This is a genomic window from Limnospira platensis NIES-39 (assembly GCF_026000695.1).
Taxonomy (GTDB): Bacteria; Cyanobacteriota; Cyanobacteriia; order Cyanobacteriales; family Microcoleaceae; genus Limnospira; species Limnospira platensis.
In genome coordinates this window covers 4,878,623-4,894,271 of the sequence record NZ_AP026945.1, presented here as the reverse complement: position 1 = coordinate 4,894,271, position 15,649 = coordinate 4,878,623, and the positions used below count along the sequence as shown (strand labels likewise).

The 15,649-nt window shown below is 37.2% G+C and carries 22 protein-coding genes and 1 pseudogene; 8 read left to right on the top strand and 15 right to left on the bottom strand.

Going from position 1 to position 15,649, the window contains the following annotated elements; genetic code table 11:
• Positions 1-519 (top strand): hypothetical protein, encoded by a 519-nt coding sequence (locus tag N39L_RS24175; RefSeq protein ID WP_014276612.1) that lies wholly within the window; start codon positions 1-3, stop codon positions 517-519.
• A 577-nt stretch (positions 520-1,096) separates the two neighbouring features.
• Entirely contained in the window at positions 1,097-1,261 is a 165-nt protein-coding gene (locus N39L_RS24170; protein ID WP_014276611.1) for a hypothetical protein, read from the top strand.
• A gap of 380 nt (positions 1,262-1,641) precedes the next feature.
• On the opposite strand, the gene N39L_RS24165 is transcribed toward N39L_RS24170, so the two are convergent.
• The 15 genes and pseudogenes from N39L_RS24165 to N39L_RS24095 form a co-directional block, all read right to left on the bottom strand.
• Positions 1,642-2,001 carry a hypothetical protein gene (locus N39L_RS24165; protein ID WP_014276610.1) on the bottom strand — a complete coding sequence of 120 codons (360 nt, stop codon included), beginning with the start codon at positions 1,999-2,001 and terminating at the stop codon, positions 1,642-1,644.
• Positions 1,955-2,239 (bottom strand): hypothetical protein, encoded by a 285-nt coding sequence (locus N39L_RS24160; RefSeq protein WP_014276609.1) that lies wholly within the window; start codon positions 2,237-2,239, stop codon positions 1,955-1,957. The genes N39L_RS24165 and N39L_RS24160 overlap by 47 nt, the downstream gene beginning before the upstream one ends.
• Positions 2,240-2,257: 18 nt before the next feature.
• Positions 2,258-2,536, bottom strand: a complete 279-nt coding sequence (locus tag N39L_RS24155) for a hypothetical protein (RefSeq protein ID WP_231851994.1) — start codon at positions 2,534-2,536, stop codon at positions 2,258-2,260.
• A 62-nt stretch (positions 2,537-2,598) separates the two neighbouring features.
• Entirely contained in the window at positions 2,599-2,823 is a 225-nt protein-coding gene (locus N39L_RS24150) for a hypothetical protein (protein ID WP_014274638.1), read from the bottom strand.
• A gap of 11 nt (positions 2,824-2,834) precedes the next feature.
• Positions 2,835-3,413: a hypothetical protein gene (locus N39L_RS24145; RefSeq protein ID WP_014276607.1), complete on the bottom strand. Its 579-nt coding sequence runs from the start codon at positions 3,411-3,413 to the stop codon at positions 2,835-2,837.
• Positions 3,410-4,030 carry a hypothetical protein gene (locus N39L_RS24140; RefSeq protein WP_014274432.1) on the bottom strand — a complete coding sequence of 207 codons (621 nt, stop codon included), beginning with the start codon at positions 4,028-4,030 and terminating at the stop codon, positions 3,410-3,412. The genes N39L_RS24145 and N39L_RS24140 overlap by 4 nt, the downstream gene beginning before the upstream one ends.
• Before the next feature lie 85 nt (positions 4,031-4,115).
• Positions 4,116-4,829 (bottom strand): hypothetical protein, encoded by a 714-nt coding sequence (locus N39L_RS24135; protein WP_014276606.1) that lies wholly within the window; start codon positions 4,827-4,829, stop codon positions 4,116-4,118.
• 2 nt (positions 4,830-4,831) lie between these two features.
• Positions 4,832-5,158, bottom strand: coding sequence for a hypothetical protein (locus tag N39L_RS24130; protein ID WP_014276605.1), 327 nt, complete (start codon positions 5,156-5,158; stop codon positions 4,832-4,834).
• A complete protein-coding gene (locus tag N39L_RS24125) occupies positions 5,151-5,555 on the bottom strand; it encodes a DUF1064 domain-containing protein (protein WP_014276604.1) in 405 nt (134 codons plus the stop codon). The genes N39L_RS24130 and N39L_RS24125 overlap by 8 nt, the downstream gene beginning before the upstream one ends.
• Positions 5,545-5,895, bottom strand: a complete 351-nt coding sequence (locus N39L_RS24120) for a hypothetical protein (RefSeq protein ID WP_035738196.1) — start codon at positions 5,893-5,895, stop codon at positions 5,545-5,547. The genes N39L_RS24125 and N39L_RS24120 overlap by 11 nt, the downstream gene beginning before the upstream one ends.
• 99 nt (positions 5,896-5,994) lie before the next feature.
• A complete protein-coding gene (locus tag N39L_RS24115) occupies positions 5,995-6,459 on the bottom strand; it encodes a hypothetical protein (RefSeq protein WP_014276602.1) in 465 nt (154 codons plus the stop codon).
• A 202-nt stretch (positions 6,460-6,661) separates the two neighbouring features.
• Positions 6,662-7,312, bottom strand: a complete 651-nt coding sequence (locus N39L_RS24110) for a hypothetical protein (RefSeq protein WP_014274046.1) — start codon at positions 7,310-7,312, stop codon at positions 6,662-6,664.
• A gap of 80 nt (positions 7,313-7,392) precedes the next feature.
• Entirely contained in the window at positions 7,393-7,638 is a 246-nt protein-coding gene (locus tag N39L_RS24105; protein ID WP_035735928.1) for a hypothetical protein, read from the bottom strand.
• Positions 7,639-7,756: 118 nt separating this feature from the next.
• Positions 7,757-9,454 (bottom strand): hypothetical protein, encoded by a 1,698-nt coding sequence (locus tag N39L_RS24100; protein ID WP_193353185.1) that lies wholly within the window; start codon positions 9,452-9,454, stop codon positions 7,757-7,759.
• Positions 9,454-11,275, bottom strand: a pseudogene (locus N39L_RS24095) (hypothetical protein). Before N39L_RS24095 ends, N39L_RS24100 begins: the two are co-directional and overlap by 1 nt.
• Before the next feature lie 66 nt (positions 11,276-11,341).
• On the opposite strand from N39L_RS24095, the gene N39L_RS24090 reads away from it, so the two are divergent.
• The 6 genes from N39L_RS24090 to N39L_RS24065 all read left to right on the top strand — a co-directional run bounded on the left by N39L_RS24090 (position 11,342) and on the right by N39L_RS24065 (position 15,298).
• Positions 11,342-11,602: a hypothetical protein gene (locus N39L_RS24090; protein ID WP_014275596.1), complete on the top strand. Its 261-nt coding sequence runs from the start codon at positions 11,342-11,344 to the stop codon at positions 11,600-11,602.
• Positions 11,566-12,135, top strand: a complete 570-nt coding sequence (locus N39L_RS24085) for a hypothetical protein (RefSeq protein WP_231851993.1) — start codon at positions 11,566-11,568, stop codon at positions 12,133-12,135. Before N39L_RS24090 ends, N39L_RS24085 begins: the two co-directional genes overlap by 37 nt.
• Before the next feature lie 26 nt (positions 12,136-12,161).
• Positions 12,162-12,509, top strand: a complete 348-nt coding sequence (locus N39L_RS24080; RefSeq protein WP_014274438.1) for a hypothetical protein — start codon at positions 12,162-12,164, stop codon at positions 12,507-12,509.
• Positions 12,510-12,575: 66 nt separating this feature from the next.
• On the top strand, positions 12,576-14,675 hold the full coding sequence (locus N39L_RS24075; RefSeq protein ID WP_014276601.1) for a tail fiber domain-containing protein: 2,100 nt from the start codon (positions 12,576-12,578) through the stop codon (positions 14,673-14,675).
• Between the two features lie 11 nt (positions 14,676-14,686).
• The gene (locus tag N39L_RS24070; protein ID WP_014276600.1) at positions 14,687-15,043 is read left to right on the top strand and encodes a hypothetical protein; all 357 of its coding nucleotides are present in this window, start codon (positions 14,687-14,689) and stop codon (positions 15,041-15,043) included.
• On the top strand, positions 15,044-15,298 hold the full coding sequence (locus tag N39L_RS24065) for a hypothetical protein (protein ID WP_035737692.1): 255 nt from the start codon (positions 15,044-15,046) through the stop codon (positions 15,296-15,298).
• The last annotated feature ends 351 nt before the right edge of the window (positions 15,299-15,649 follow it).

Below are 15,649 nucleotides of genomic sequence, written 5' to 3'. Positions count from 1 at the left end.
ATGAGTGACTCACAAGATACCGAAAGAATTAGCAAATTGGCTAATAAAAATGCTTGGGCTACGGGATTATTGACCTTTTTCTTTCTACCGATTGGCTATATTTATACCGGACGTTATAAAGCCTTATTTAAAGGATTTGGAATAGTTATTTTGATAACGTTTTTGGGATTGATGATAGATTCATCTTTGGAAGATGATGATGAATTTTTTGACTTAGTGGCAGGTATATATGTTGTGGTTGCTACTATTGAAAATGTCCGGGCTGTTAATCAAGCTAAGAAACTAAATAGCGGTTTAAACCAGAATAATTCAGCCAATCTTCCCTCAGCAAATAATGTTGAACTGAAGCTGCTCAAACTTATGAAAAGAAACAGAGAAGTCACCCTAGCTGATTGTGTAATAGAAACCTGTTTAAGCAGTCAACAAGTTAGGGAAACGTTAGAAGAAATGATGATACAGCAGTTAATTACCATGGATAATCGTGAGAGTGATGGGTCAATTGTTTATCGTTTAATTTAGTGGTGAGGGCTTGCTAAATCTCTTGTAGGTTGGGTGAAACGCAGTGAAACCCAACCAAGTTGCCAAATCTCTTGTAGGTTGGGTGAAACGCAGTGAAACCCAACCAAGTTGCCAAATCTCTTGTAGGTTGGGTGAAACGCAGTGAAACCCAACCAAGATGTTGGGTTTCGTACCCAACATCTCCAATTAACTTAAACCCTTATCATTATTGCGATAGGAGGAAATTAACTAACCCGTTAGTCGTACTGTTACATTCAAAATGCACTCCATTCAGTCTTAGCACACGGGACAATTAGCGCATATCCCTCAGCAACAAAACTTAATTATTGACGGGTTAATCAATAAGCACAACTTAATCAATCTGTCAAATGCCTACTATCTCCCCCTAACCAAACACCGATAGGGTAACTCCCTTGTGATACCCGTCAATGGCAAGCCTATCGGTTCGTTCCTCACCATTGACTGCTATCACATCGTTCGTTTCCCCAATAGTGCTTGTTTCGGTTAGGGGGGGGATATGCTTCCAAGTCAACACGATAGCCGTAGGTAGCCGTAGGGGGAACCCACTAGGTTATCAATGTACAACGATACCCCTATCAATGTACAAAGATATCAGACCGCCTACCTGGTTCCCTATGGGAGTCAGATTATTGGTGAAATATTGAGGAGCCTACTCACTACCAACAAAATGCGATCGCAAAACCTGAACTATCATCTACCGGAACCAACCCGATACCCCTAAACAACTTTTCAACTGGGGACTTGTTTCGTCATCTCTCGCTGATACCTACATAATCCTAGACAATTGCTTTACCAGCGACATCGGTTATTCACATAATCCTAGGGAATTGATTCCGCATCGAAACCGATACCTACATACTGCTAGACAAGTCTCCAATTTATAGGGGTAATCATCCCGTGCGGAACTCAGTACCCCTAATAGACGGGTTAAGGTTTTGGCTTAGGGTGTTTATTGTGGGTAAATTAGAGGCAAGCATTCATATAAATTTTCAATAGGCCTATTGCAATAGGCCTATTGGCAAAAAATACATAGACACCCCCTACAGTTAGAAACCATAGGGGGCCATTTAAGTTATTGGGGTAGCTGTTAGGTGTTAGGGTTTAGGTTGTTCTGCACTTAGCAATCATAGCGTTAGCTACGTCTATTAACTTATCTACAGTGACTTGGTCAGCTTTCCCTATGTAAATGTGATGATTGACGCTACCATCCCACCCTTTGAGGTTCCAGTAGGTAAAACCATTGATTGAGAGTTTTTTGCACGCTGTAAATCGTTTACCATTAACCTCCACTGAAAAGGATTTATGGGTTTCTAGGTATTTAAACCATTCTAAAGAACCTACTTCGATACAGATATTACCATGACCTACCAGAAACCCTTTGTAAGACCCTGTTAGTGTGACTACCGGGAGTAGCTTAGGCATGAAAATCACCTCCCAGTAGGATATCGCTGTTATAACCATTAAGGTTGCATTCAGGTGATATTATGCCTGAATCAAATCGAGTAATAATTGGATACTGAGATTCTACCCATTTCTCGTGTACCATCATAAAATCAACAGCGGCGTTATGAGATATTTCGGCTAATGTCACCCTAGTATCCTGATTGGAATAGGAGATATCTCGTGACATCATTTGAATGTAAATCTCCCTAGCCATTTCTGCAATAACCATCATTTTTTCTTGTTCAAACTCATTCATGGCTTTATTTCCTATTGATTAATTGAACTTGTGATCATCATTATCGGGGTGATTTTGATTATTGTTGTGTTCTGTAATTTTTGCATTAAGCAAGGCTTCAATGCCTTTGAGTAACTCGATTTCCGCGTTTAAAAAATGCCTGTGGATTTGGATACATTCGATAATTTCATCAAATTGTTCAGGCGTGATAGCAAGTTCTACTAAGTCAAGTAATCCTACAACGTTAGGATTTAATCGATTACTCATGTAGCTATATTCTACTACGTTTAATCCGGGTGTACTTAATTTGATTGACATGGTTTTATCCTTTGATAGTGGTTAAGTTGTGATAGTTTAACGTCATTTCGGAAGGGTTTAAATTATTCGATTTTGGTTAGTAAATGCTGAATATAATTAAGCTGTTTGAGCGATAATTGTTTTTTCGCTTCTGCTAAGGATAACTCAACCTCGCAATCATTCATTATTGAAATTAACGTTTCCTTAGCGTCTTCTTTATTAGCGTTGTAGACTGTACTATCTACCATTTGTTTAAATGTTTTAAACCGTGCCTTTATAATGGCATTTGTGTTGGGAGGTTTAGTCATTTTTTGGTCTCCTATATGATGTGTTTCCAAACATTTTTGCTGTTCTTATTAATCATATTATATCCTCTATTTTTCATTAGATTAGTCAACTCTGAAACATTAACGCGACTATCAAGATATCCATCTGTTTTGGCTCTCTCAATGGCTTCTTTTAACGCTTTCGGGTCGATATCAGTTACAACCTCGGTTAACTCAGGACATCCCGCGTTAATTGCCTGGTTATTTTGTTTCATTTTTGCCTCAATACCTTGAGTGATAAAACTGTCTAAAAATTGTTCAGTACCTGATGATATAGTCAAGATTTTTTCATTAACAAAATCCCAGTAATCATTGAAGCGTTTAATTGATTCATTGATAGATAATTGATAAATCAATGAATGGGTGACAATAATTTCACTTGATAACCTAGCGTTAATGATATCTTTTTTGTGTTTCTGTAGTTGTTTTTTGACCTTGCTGTATTGATTGCAGTTATCGATATTTCTCCAGAAAATTTCTAATTGAGATGATAATTTATCAAGCGTAATATCCTCTACATCGTTTAAATCACTTAACTCGTAACCATTGCCCCTATATTCCTCTGATGTCATAGTCTCTTTTTAAACCATATAGGAAACATCCGTCTTTTGAGTTCGTTTAACTCCCAAAATGTCCACAATGGATGTATTGAATTAATCACCTTTAAAGCGAAAGCATTAAAAATCATGTTAGTTCCCGGTGTCTGACTACTGATGGTTATTCGGCTATTTTTGCGGTTTAACACCTTGAAAAGCGATAACATATTCTCATTTTCAATTAATAAGCTAGGGGTGATATCTTCCCATACCAATATAAAATTTTTCTCAAATTCACATTGAAGGGGGTCATAAAATCGTTCATGTTGTATCTTGTTTCTCAGTGAAGCGAAAGTGCTATTAGCAAGCACCGAGGTTGTCTTGTATAGTTCAGATGCTACGGTAGCTATCTGTGACTTTCCAGTACCGCTAGACCCCCAAAGGAACAGGATACCAGCGGTAGACATTAACGTTACTGGAGACGCTATAAACGAGGCGATAATTGGAAACTGAATATCAGGATATGGTAGAACACAGACAGCCCGTAAAACAGACTCTAATTGCTCACCCAGGTTGCCTTCTGTGATTATTTCTTCTAGTTCAGATGACATCTGACTTCTAATTAGTCTATAATCAATATAGTCCTCAGACATGGTAGTAACCTCTTATCGCTCTTGACTTGTTGACATGGTATGGTAGTTATTCCCCCCTAAATATTTAGGGGGGATTTATTTGTGACTACATTAATCGCAGTAATTCAATTAATGCAATTAATACATTAGAATCAAGTTGTTTAACCTTGTTATAAAGGCTCTCAAAGCTAGGGTCACAATCCAAAACCTTAGCCCCTTCTGTTAACCTTTCCTCGAAGGTTTTGTATTTTGCCTTTCCATTAAATCCTGCTTTATTTTTAGTTTTGGATTCAATGAAAGCGTCGATATCGGCGACAGAGTAGCCCGCTATATTGCCATCAAAAGGGGCGATATTTTCGATATAGAATATGTTGGTACATTCTATTTCCAGGTCAGCAATGCTATCGCTCTCTAGTATTTTGTTGGCTGGCCTTACCGCTGATTGCCCTAAGTTAATAGTGGCAGTGAACATCATAGACCCGTCAGTTAATCCTGTATCGCTTTGGATTAGCTTCAGTAACGCCAACTCTGGCATCGTAGGGTTATATTCCCGTTTTTTGCCGTTATATTCAGTCTCGTATTTTTCAATACAAAACCGTACAGCCATTAGTTCTTTATCACCTTGGGAATAACTCCAATCCCTATCATTGAAATTCTGAAAATCCCCAGAAATACCTTTCCCGAATATCCATAGGTGAGGTGGCTTTATCCGTATTTGTGCATAATCAACAATTAGAAAGGTTCCCGTTTCACCGGGCTTAACTGCACTGCAATAACTAAATTTATCGTCCTGTTTTTTGCCGTAATATCCGATACTCATGATTAACTATCCTTTGATGATTGATTGATTGTTTTTGAGATTTTTTTACAGACATCCCAAAATTGAGGGTTACCAACAATTGATACTCGTAGGCTGCCTTCATTTGTCAACCTTGCTGTAGCGTGACCTCTGTAGTCCCCCCTAGGGCTATAACAACCCATATAGGAATAAGCTAAATCAAGGATTTCCTGGGTTTTATGTTCCTTTATAGGGGTTAGTATCCGGTAGGCTATTTGAGTGATTTCATACTCAAATAAATGTGGGTTATAGGTAGCACTTAACAGCTCTCCCGTGATATCAAAAATCCCTCTGTAGTGCAGTTTATTCATTGTTTACCCTTGGAATCTCTAAGTTTTTCCAAAGCCCCTTAAACTCGTCGATATTGATAAATGAGATGCCTTGCCATCGGTAGGATGTCCCCCTTATAACAAACCAACACTGATTGACTAAACCAGGATTAAGGTACTGCAATAACTGCATTTTTAGCTTAAATGAATCAGTTAATACTCCCTTAACTTCGATGTAACGATTAAAGAACGGACTATAAAAATCTGGAATCCAGGTGATATTTTTCCAAGGTTTTGCATGTTCAATTAATGTCATTTTAGGGTGAACAATTAATTGATTATCATGTTTTCGTAGAAGGTGATAAACCCTACATTCAAATGCACTTGGAAAATAATAGCCGTCTATTTTTTGTCCTCTAGCATTGTATTTATTTTTCATCTTTTGGGTACACTCCGAAAGATGTATTAGGATTATCAGGTTCTCTATCCCCGCCGTTTTCGGCTTGATATATATTCCATTCTTCTCTGTAGAACTCTAGGGCTTCTGTACAAATTTCCTCAAGTTTGTCAGGATGTAATGGGATTAATTTTTTAAGAATTTCGCCTATAAAATAAGCAATAAAATCCTTATCAAACTTAACTAATGTTGATTGCCATATAAACCCCCTTACGCCTGAAATTGGAACTTTGATATATAGGGAATGACCGATATACATCAAGGGGGTTAACGCGATGTTTCGTAGGTTAAGTCTAACCTCGGACCAATGACGTGGTATCATGCTATAATTTCCTGTTACTTGTTGACTGCCACCTTGCATATTTTTTAATTCACACTTCACTAGACAATTTATATGCAAGGTGACTTTATGCTAGACCCCTTAATCTAACCAACTAGAAAATGGGTTGACTTCATTATCTTCATCCTCTAAATCACTCTCAGAGCCCAATAGATGGTCTTCTAGTGCATTAATATCATCCTGTATGGCTCCCGTAACCTTACGAGGTAGCTTTACTCCACCTGCTTTTAATAGCGTCAGGATTGCGTTGGTGACTCGTTTAAGTGTGGCAATCTCTGAATATGTCAGATAAAAGGTATTTGAGTTGATAATCTCCGACGTTTGGAGTTTGTTGGTCAATGATTGAATTAATGAAGTTTTGGGGTAAGGAAGGTAAGTATTAACCAACTCCAGAAACTTAGTAAACTGATTAAACCGACTCAACGTCTCAATGTATTCTGTAGGAGTCAATACTTTATTAGTATTGACATTAGTTACATTTTCTACAGTTACGCTACCTTCAATTGATTCTGTAACTGTATAGTTACCTTGCTCTTTTGAATTCACTGTATTTAATTAAAATCATCTTATTTGATTAGTTTATTAAAAATAAACATAAATTATACAATTTACACTTATTTATAAAAATATCAAGTATTACATTAACTATATATAGAATTTACAAATAATAACAAATACAAAAAACCCGTTAATCCTATTTTGTGAGTTAACGGGTATATACTTAGTAACAAGTAGTCGATTACTAACTTTAAACGTTGGTTCCTGATTTGGTTGTGTCCCCGGGTTGTTCCCCTTTCTTTTGATTAGCTGCTTCAGTTCTACCTGTGGTTAGTTCTCCTAAACCGTCTAATGGATAATCATCTTTATCAGGTATTTGATACCATTTATGATTCGTCCTGAGTGATATTGGTTTTATAGTCCAATAATGCGCAAAAACATATAGCAAGCAGTTAATCGAGAAAATGTTAGGAACTTTTAAAGTAATAAACCGCAACCTTTTAGTACCCGCGTTAAATCCTGATGTTGTATATTCGCGCCAAATTCCTGGATTTGTTGGACGAGCAGGACCTTCCACAAAGACACGGTAAAATCCTGTCTTTTTACCAACGTTATAACTCAAGCCAGAAGGTACTTTTCTTCTGTTAGGGTTAGACGTTCCAGTATTACCTCTAGGGGCGGGTTTCCAAATATCTAACTCTCTAACCTCTGCTGGTTCTAAGCCTTGACTGTTAGAGGATAACGTATGAAGCAGCAACATAGGCATTGGGATAACATACTTTGATGTCTTGTCTACTGGAGCCTCAACGTTTAGAGACCTCCCAAGACAGGTTCCCTTTGGTTGCCCTAGTTTAGCAACAAAATTGTCTTTATATTTATTGTAAGCATCATTTAATGGCATAATTTAACCTCATTAATTATCAAACAAAACTTTAGATAGGTAGACAACAATAGTGTTAATGTCTACCTAGTTAATGAACCCTAGTCAACAAAAACAGCGATGGCTTGTACATCGATAGAGCCATCAGTAGCATCCCAAACATCATCAGTAGGGATTGTTAGGGATACTGTCACAGCTCCAGTTGCCATGTTGCGGGTATAAGCTGTAACTACCGTTACACCATTAGGGTTTCTAGTTGCGTTTATCTGTGCACGTTGAACTTGCTCGATAACTTCTAGCAATTGGTGTTCGAGAGTGGCACCATTAAGAGTTACTGGACTAGCCATAATCATCACCTTTAATCAGTTAATACATAGAGCCTAGCATCATTAACTGAATTTGTCTGTTAACTATTTGATATATCAGATGCTACATATATGTAGCTTCTATTCAATGAAAACTACATTAAGCTGTAGTTGGTGGCTGACTCCCAGTTTTCATTTCTAACGACGTTCTAGTAGCTGTTCTGATTGCGTCATCTACCCACTTAGGTTTCTTCTCAAAATGTAAAGGAATTTTTACTTTAGACTTCCTAGGGTCTTTGTACGTTGCCAAAACACTATTCTCTCCCATATCGATTTTGGCTTGTTCAAATTTATCAATTAATTCCCAGTTAAGTATTTTCACTTCACTGATATACATTTTGCTCTCTTTGATTCTTTTCGCATTTTCCCTACCGCCAAAACCTTTACGTTCCTCAAATATCAAAGGATAAACAATTGAGGAACTTGTTAATTGTACTAAATCCTTACAAATTCTTTCAGCGTCAGATTTAGAGCTTTCATTCACAAAAAATGAAAATTTCCTACCATTTCGCATATTACAGGTTACTTTGATATTGCCTTTGGTAAATGCCGATTTACTAGGTTGAGTAAATATCCTTTGTAATTTATCCCAGGTTATTTCGTGTCTTTCTACTGATGGGAGTTCTATTTGAGTTTTTTGTAGTTTTGACCGTCTTTCCTTAGTCCAATATGGAGGTTTTTCGTAATTGTACAAAATGAAGGTTAACTGAATTTTTAAATTACTGCTATTCGGAACTTCAGAGATATCACCCGACCCTACAAATTGACCAATATCTCTATTTCCTAATATCTCAGTTTGAGCTAATGCGTTGGTTACATTTTCCTGTAAATTACGCAAACTTGATACTAATCTAAAACGTTCGCTGCCGTTTTCTATAACCGCGCTAACTAACTGTTGCTGTCTATTTTCCTCAATGCGTTGTAACGCGATATATTCATCTAAGCCTTGAGCGACTAAAATAATCGCTTCTTTACAATTATCTGAGAATTCATCCCAAAATTCCTCTGAACTATCTTGGTTCCATATAGTGCTTAACTTGCCGTCATATTCTTCTGGTAATTTTTCTCTAGCGTCCCTTCTCTGTTTCCCAAAACTCCATTCTTCACCTTTTTCGTCACCCCACTTTTTCATCCTGTCTTTACCACCGGGAACCATCGAAACGATACGTTTCGCAAGCGCTGAAGGGCTTGCGGCTAAAAACATTTTAACAACCCGTCTACCATGTTTAAACAGTTGCCATGCTATAGCTTTCATAGCCATATTAAATGATTGCCTAACGTATGAACCAAAAGCTGATGATACTTCCCTAAGCATTTCAGGTCCCTTGCTTAAGGCAATGTGCATAGCAGCAGCTTTGTTGATAAATGCAATACCAATGGTAGGCAATACTCCACAAACTAATTTACCTGCCATATTACCCAAAAAACCGGCGGTAGTACTAATAAATTGATTAGCAATATTCATCATATTTTTGTCTATCTGTTCATCTGATATATTCCAGTTGAAATTCCAAAAGCTGTCCCAATTAGAGGTAATAAATGTCGCTACTTTTTCAAAGCTAAAGCTAGAAAAGAACTTAGTAAGTCCCTCCCATAACCAACCCGCAAATGATTTACCCCACTGAACTACTTTTCCTGTGACTTTTGTCCACAGCTTCCCAAACCATCCCATTTCCTCGGTTGATGTTCGTCGAGAAAAATTAACCTGTCTAACTCCATTCCGTCCAATTGCTGACCTAGTTTGACGACTGGATAAGCCACGGGTTGTTCTTAGCATTCTTGCACTTCTGGCTACCATTACAGAGTCTCCCTTAGTGGATTATCGCCGTCTATTAACTCGGTTTCTATCTTGATATCAGGAAAGTCTTTTTTGAGCAATTCTTTGACTTTATTGGTTTCCTGTTCTCTAATCTCATCCTGTTTTTTCATTGAATCATATAACCGCGTTAAATCGGCTAATATGTCTTTTGATGGGTCATTACCATTAACTTGTAAAGTACCTTGCGCTCTAACTATTGAGAATATTTCCTTTATTTGATTTAAGGCTGTCTCTAGTGTTTCTTTCGCGTTCTTTTGATTAGTGATTTTAACTTTACTTTCGTTAGGTTCTAGTAGTTCCTCAAAATTATCAGCCTCTGGAGTGAAAGCTGTTTTTAGTTTCTCGTATTTTTCCTCAGTTTCAAAGCCTAAATAGTCTAATATTTCCGAGACTTCCCTACCAGCTTTAAAGGCTGCTGCGTGAGCCAAACCTGCTTCATGTAAGCAGGTTAACACAGCGTTTTGTGTAACCTGATGAGAGATGGCAATTTCCATAACCAGCCCGAAAATTTCAGCTATAGATTCTGCAATATTAGGCAATTTTATTGTTACTTCTTCTTGTTCTTCTGATAGAAGATTGATATCATTAATTTCTACCTTTACCTCAAATTCCCCCCACCTCTCATCATCGATGTCAAATCTGTACATTAACCACTCTGGCAATGTTTTAATTTCTTTAATTCCATTATCAGGATTATCGGCATCTACTGTTATTTTTGTAGGCATTTCAGCCGGAAAGGATTCAGGGTCTAGGAACTCGTAAATCCTTCTAATCATTCCACAGCATTCTTCATTCATGTCTGTCTGGTATTGTGATTTGACGAACGTTGTTTTCTGGCGGCAAATAATCTTTATCTTCAGACAGAATCCATAGTTTATAGCTATAATTACGGGTGTTCTCCCAAATTCGTGGACCGTCTAAAGAAGTATAGTTTAATCTAGTACTCGTAGGAAATACTGGATACCAGCGTGTATTTTCATACGACCTACCTCGATAGGCGTCCCACAATACGTCAGACTCATATTCGTAGTATGATTGATGACCTCTATCAATATATGGAACTTCCCATAAATGTATATATTCTAACATTGCTTCCGGGTCTTTAGTCCAAACAGTTGTTACGTCTGTCCAGGTTGTGGCTGGAGTTAAACGGTAAAAGATAGACCCAAATAATGGACTAATCATAAGCCTATTTGGATCACGACATGAAGCGTTATATTCAGAGTTATAAAAACTATTAAAGCCACTTCCATATAATGAAACTCTTTCACAACCTGAATTCATATAGTAAGGTTTTAACGGGTATAACTTACGATGTTTAATATAATCATTATGTACAATTATCGGCTCTTCGTAATTGTACTCTGAATCATGCCATGATTCTTCCCACTCTATAAAGACATCTAATCCAATCTTATTAAGTCTAAAATTTGACGTTGTTGCTTCTTGCCTTCTCCACCAATGCCTATTAATACTAGATGTTCCACTGCTAAGTCTACTATTTACTATTTGAGCAAAAATCATTAAATGCCATTTATTATTATTTTTAACAGGATAATCACGAGGGTCTGGCATTTCGTTCCCCGGTTTTGGTGGTTGCCTTCCTTTATCATCATCTACCTCGTCACCGCTATTAGGACCGCCAAAACTGTTACCAGCACCACCGCCGCCGCTTCTGCCACCCCCAAAACCAGGTCTCCTACCAAACCCACGCGGTTTTTTACCTCCCTTTGGTTCATCTCTCTTTGGTGGCTCCCTAGTAGGACCTGGGTCCCATGGGTTAATTGTGTTTCTAACCATTTAAATAATCACATTAAAGTAGTAATATTATACTAACAAATAATTTATTAATAGGTGGTTAAAATCATGAGAGGTATTAAAAATATCACGGCTAATATCAACGCTGCTAACTGGAGTAACGCCATAGAGTTATTTAACGGGACTATTTTAGAATCATTAATGACAGAAAGATATAAATATGATATCGGTATTTACAGCTATATATCATCGTTAAACGCTAGATGTTACACTCCCAGTATTGCACAATCACAAATCCCCACAATTTACCCGGAAGATAGCTATTACCAACGGTGGAAAAAAAACAGGAAGTGTTGCAGGGAGCGGTAGATTTACAGATATTTTATGGGAATATGGCAACAGAAAACGGGTTAAATTTAGGGATTGTCAAATTGCCATATTATGGAGGCATTCACACCGAAAACCTGTTAATTGAATTAATCACTAATCAAAACGAAGGTTTAGCAATTGATAGCAACTCAATAGTTAAAGCTAGGTGTTTAACTCAGTTACATAACAATGATTCTATTAATATTTTGGGCATGGCTGAATATCAACTCGATACAGTTCCTCAAACCCCTACATTGACACAACCCGAAAATTTTGGGGTGACAATAGGCAATACCCCCACATTAGTTAGACCCTCAAATATTAATCGGTATAGGTTGCACTTACAAAATGTAGGTTCTGTAGGGGTATGGTTTTGTCACGGTGATATCAGTAACTGTGTACCTTATCAATGCCTATATTTACCTCCTAACGCTGGGTGGGATGATGAACTAAAATCAACAGCTTCTATCTATGCTATAACTGAGGATAGCGTAACCAATATTGTTGGGTTAGAACAAACAATAAATTGGTAAATTTTACTTTGATTTAGGAGTTTATTATGAGTTTCTCAGTTTATAGTTCTGTTGTCAATTTAGACACTCTAAATATGAGCAGTAAAATACCGGGAACTCCCGAAACTACCGCGATAAGTTTGACTGCTAACACTATCACGGAAGTTGTGCCTATCAATGCTACCAGTAACGGTAGAACGGTGTTTGTAAAGAATCGGTCAAATACCAATGTACATCTAATATTTGACCCTACAGGTGATAGCGTGTCAGACGCTGCATTTTCGGTTAAGCCAGGTGATACCATCTCAATAACGTGGGGTAGAACTGAGTTACAGGCGATAGCAGAATCTAGCGCTAGTATCAGCGTTACAATTATCGAATATATCAATATGTAATCATCAAATGAATGGCTAGTATTAAGTTATTAGCCATTTATTTGATTACTCAATATAGAGGCAGTTATGACTAATTTCAACATTTACTCTAGTAAGTTTGGGCAATCAACCGATGACTTGCCAGAAGGTGAAGTTAATCTGTATTTAACTAATGAACGGATACAAGCAGTTATTGACTCCAATACTAATTTAGTCAAATTAACTGAGTTAATTTGGAATAATATTATTAATAAACCTGGCACTTTCCCCCCATCTACTCATTCCCATAGCTGGACTGAAATAACGTCCAAACCGTCTACGTTTACTCCATCAGAACATACACATACTATTGCTAATGTTACAGGACTTCAAAGTACATTAGACGGTAAAGAGCCTACTTTTACCAAAAGTACAGCATTTAACAAAAATTTTGGAACAACTATTGGAACTGTTACAGAAGGTAACGATGTCAGATTATCAAATGCTAGAACACCAACTAGCCATACACATACCTTATCTCAAATAACAAATTCAGGTAATGTTGCTGCCATTGATACAAATGGCAGTACATCTAACTATTTACGCGGCGATGGTGTTTGGGTAACACCTCCTAATACAACCTATTCTGCGGGAACTGGCTTAACTTTAGTAGGAACTGAGTTTAGAAACACCGCCCCAAACGTATCCACCAACCTCTCTACAAGCACTACAAGCAATACGTTAACCGTTAACAGTTCTGACGGTACTAATGCTGTATTACCTGCTGCTACAACAACCGTTGCAGGTGTAATGTCGAACGCTGATAAGACAAAGCTGGATGGGATTGCGGCAGGCGCACAAGTAAATGTAGCAACTAATTTAGGAGTAACAGCAGGAACAACAGCAGGTCCTGTAGTTACATCATCAACAGGAACTAATGTTACTTTACCTACAGCTAGTGCAACTAATTCAGGGATAATTACAACTGGGAATCAGACATGGACAGGAGTTAAAACATTTAATTCATTAATTACCGGGTCAATAAGTGGAAACGCCGGAACAGCAACAGCACTTCAAACTGCTAGAACAATTAATGGGACTTCGTTTAATGGTAGTGCCAATATAACAATAACTGCCAATACTCCTAATACATTAACAAATGGTACGGGATTAACTGGAAATAATTTTAATGGGAGTACTGCCACAACATGGGCGGTTGCTTATGGCACTACAGCAAACACAGCCTGTCAAGGTAATGATAGTAGATTATCTGACGCTAGGACTCCCACAACGCACACACATTCAAATATTACACTAACAGCAGGTGATGGTTTATCAGGAGGAGGAACTTTAGCAGCTAATAGAACAATTAATGTAGATTCAACTGTGGTTAGAACTACAGGTAATCAAACTTTAACAGGAATTAAAACATTTAACATAACAAATAATCCAGTAACTTTTGCAACTAATGAAAGTTTTCCTGATGGAAATATGCTTATTGATTTTAATGTTTGGAGGGGGTTTGACATCCGCCGGATAGGCTCTAGTGCTGGTTCGGCAAATTTAGTACTAAATAGTAGAGTTGGAGGAAATAGCTGGGCGTTTTCTTATCAGGGGAATTATTCTATGCAATTAGAAGCAGATAATAATCCTAGAGTATTTATATATCATGGTATTAATTTTCATCAAAGCGATGTTTGGCGAGGTGCTCCTGACAATAGATATTCAATACAATTATATAACGGGCAGACATATTTTATAAAGAGCTCAACTCTTTCATCATCTGGAGTACATACTAGATTTAGAGTAGGAGGCACAAATGTATCTTATATTAACGATAATGGAGACTACGTTAAAGGTAGCTCTGATCTTAAATTCAAAACACTTTTATCAAAACCAACTCTAGGGTTAAGCGAAATTAACGCATTGACAGTCACGTGGTTTAAGTATAATGAACTTGCAGCATTTCATGGCTTTAATCCAAGTACAGAACAATTTGGTTTAATTGCTCAAGAAGTACAAAATATATATCCTAACGCAGTTGAAGTGATTAAAAATGACCATACAGATAGTCCTGAAGTTGACGACAAAAAAATAGATTACTTAACAATTATGTATGACAAACTAATACCATTAGTGATTGCGGCAATTCAGGAATTATCAGAAAAAATCGACAAATTGGAAAATATGCTAAACACTCAACAATAAATTAACAGATAATGCCTAACGCACTTGATATATCTGAAAGTAATTGGTTTAAAGTTTATGAACTTAATTTCAGGATAGAAGATGATAGTACTCTACACGGTACTAAAAAATTGCCTGACATTTCTGGCAGTAAATTTGTTAGGATATTATTTGACGCTGACAGTGTACCCGTGTACTGGAAAATGGCAGGGTGGCTTAAGTTTTATGGTTACAATGATGTTAATCAAGCTATGTTAGTTAAAAGAGAAACTGTATGGCTTAATGAATATCAAATAATTGAATCACCGCCGTACAGCAATTTTTACGCTTCATTTTCTCCACTAGAAAGGATTAAATGGTTTACACTTCATTTTTGGAAATTAATATAAATGAACTTAATAATAGTTGAACTAGGATTAATTATTGTCGCGATTATTCTCAGTACGTTCATTACGCATACAGGAAACTTACTTATTGAGAATAGGTTAGACGGTATCCAAAATAGCCTAAATTATTTGATTAGATATGTTAATGATTTTATGCCATCAACAGTTTGTAAAAAACAGTTAGAAGATAAAAAGCAATCACCCCCTCTTCCAATTAACAGAGATGATATTGATGATGATGGTTGGAGAAAACCCTAAGCCCTAACACCTAACAGCTACCCCAATAACTTAAATGGCCCCCTATGGTTTCTAACTGTAGGGGGTGTCTATGTATTTTTTGCCAATAGGCCTATTGCAATAGGCCTATTGAAAATTTATATGAATGCTTGCCTCTAATTTACCCACAATAAACACCCTAAGCCAAAACCTTAACCCGTCTATTAGGGGTACTGAGTTCCGCACGGGATGATTACCCCTATAAATTGGAGACTTGTCTAGCAGTATGTAGGTATCGGTTTCGATGCGGAATCAATTCCCTAGGATTATGTGAATAACCGATGTCGCTGGTAAAGCAATTGTCTAGGATTATGTAGGTATCAGCGAGAGATG

What these genes read in the sequence shown, in the direction of transcription:
- N39L_RS24175 (WP_014276612.1), top strand. Translation starts at nt 1, where the DNA reads ATGAGTGACTCACAAGATACCGAAAGAATTAGCAAATTGGCTAATAAA.
- N39L_RS24170 (WP_014276611.1), top strand. Translation starts at nt 1,097, where the DNA reads ATGTACAACGATACCCCTATCAATGTACAAAGATATCAGACCGCCTAC.
- N39L_RS24165 (WP_014276610.1), bottom strand. Translation starts at nt 2,001, where the DNA reads ATGGTTATAACAGCGATATCCTACTGGGAGGTGATTTTCATGCCTAAG.
- N39L_RS24160 (WP_014276609.1), bottom strand. Translation starts at nt 2,239, where the DNA reads ATGAATGAGTTTGAACAAGAAAAAATGATGGTTATTGCAGAAATGGCT.
- N39L_RS24155 (WP_231851994.1), bottom strand. Translation starts at nt 2,536, where the DNA reads ATGTCAATCAAATTAAGTACACCCGGATTAAACGTAGTAGAATATAGC.
- N39L_RS24150 (WP_014274638.1), bottom strand. Translation starts at nt 2,823, where the DNA reads ATGACTAAACCTCCCAACACAAATGCCATTATAAAGGCACGGTTTAAA.
- N39L_RS24145 (WP_014276607.1), bottom strand. Translation starts at nt 3,413, where the DNA reads ATGACATCAGAGGAATATAGGGGCAATGGTTACGAGTTAAGTGATTTA.
- N39L_RS24140 (WP_014274432.1), bottom strand. Translation starts at nt 4,030, where the DNA reads ATGTCTGAGGACTATATTGATTATAGACTAATTAGAAGTCAGATGTCA.
- N39L_RS24135 (WP_014276606.1), bottom strand. Translation starts at nt 4,829, where the DNA reads ATGAGTATCGGATATTACGGCAAAAAACAGGACGATAAATTTAGTTAT.
- N39L_RS24130 (WP_014276605.1), bottom strand. Translation starts at nt 5,158, where the DNA reads ATGAATAAACTGCACTACAGAGGGATTTTTGATATCACGGGAGAGCTG.
- N39L_RS24125 (WP_014276604.1), bottom strand. Translation starts at nt 5,555, where the DNA reads ATGAAAAATAAATACAATGCTAGAGGACAAAAAATAGACGGCTATTAT.
- N39L_RS24120 (WP_035738196.1), bottom strand. Translation starts at nt 5,895, where the DNA reads ATGATACCACGTCATTGGTCCGAGGTTAGACTTAACCTACGAAACATC.
- N39L_RS24110 (WP_014274046.1), bottom strand. Translation starts at nt 7,312, where the DNA reads ATGCCATTAAATGATGCTTACAATAAATATAAAGACAATTTTGTTGCT.
- N39L_RS24105 (WP_035735928.1), bottom strand. Translation starts at nt 7,638, where the DNA reads ATGGCTAGTCCAGTAACTCTTAATGGTGCCACTCTCGAACACCAATTG.
- N39L_RS24100 (WP_193353185.1), bottom strand. Translation starts at nt 9,454, where the DNA reads ATGGTAGCCAGAAGTGCAAGAATGCTAAGAACAACCCGTGGCTTATCC.
- N39L_RS24090 (WP_014275596.1), top strand. Translation starts at nt 11,342, where the DNA reads ATGAGAGGTATTAAAAATATCACGGCTAATATCAACGCTGCTAACTGG.
- N39L_RS24080 (WP_014274438.1), top strand. Translation starts at nt 12,162, where the DNA reads ATGAGTTTCTCAGTTTATAGTTCTGTTGTCAATTTAGACACTCTAAAT.
- N39L_RS24075 (WP_014276601.1), top strand. Translation starts at nt 12,576, where the DNA reads ATGACTAATTTCAACATTTACTCTAGTAAGTTTGGGCAATCAACCGAT.
- N39L_RS24070 (WP_014276600.1), top strand. Translation starts at nt 14,687, where the DNA reads ATGCCTAACGCACTTGATATATCTGAAAGTAATTGGTTTAAAGTTTAT.
- N39L_RS24065 (WP_035737692.1), top strand. Translation starts at nt 15,044, where the DNA reads ATGAACTTAATAATAGTTGAACTAGGATTAATTATTGTCGCGATTATT.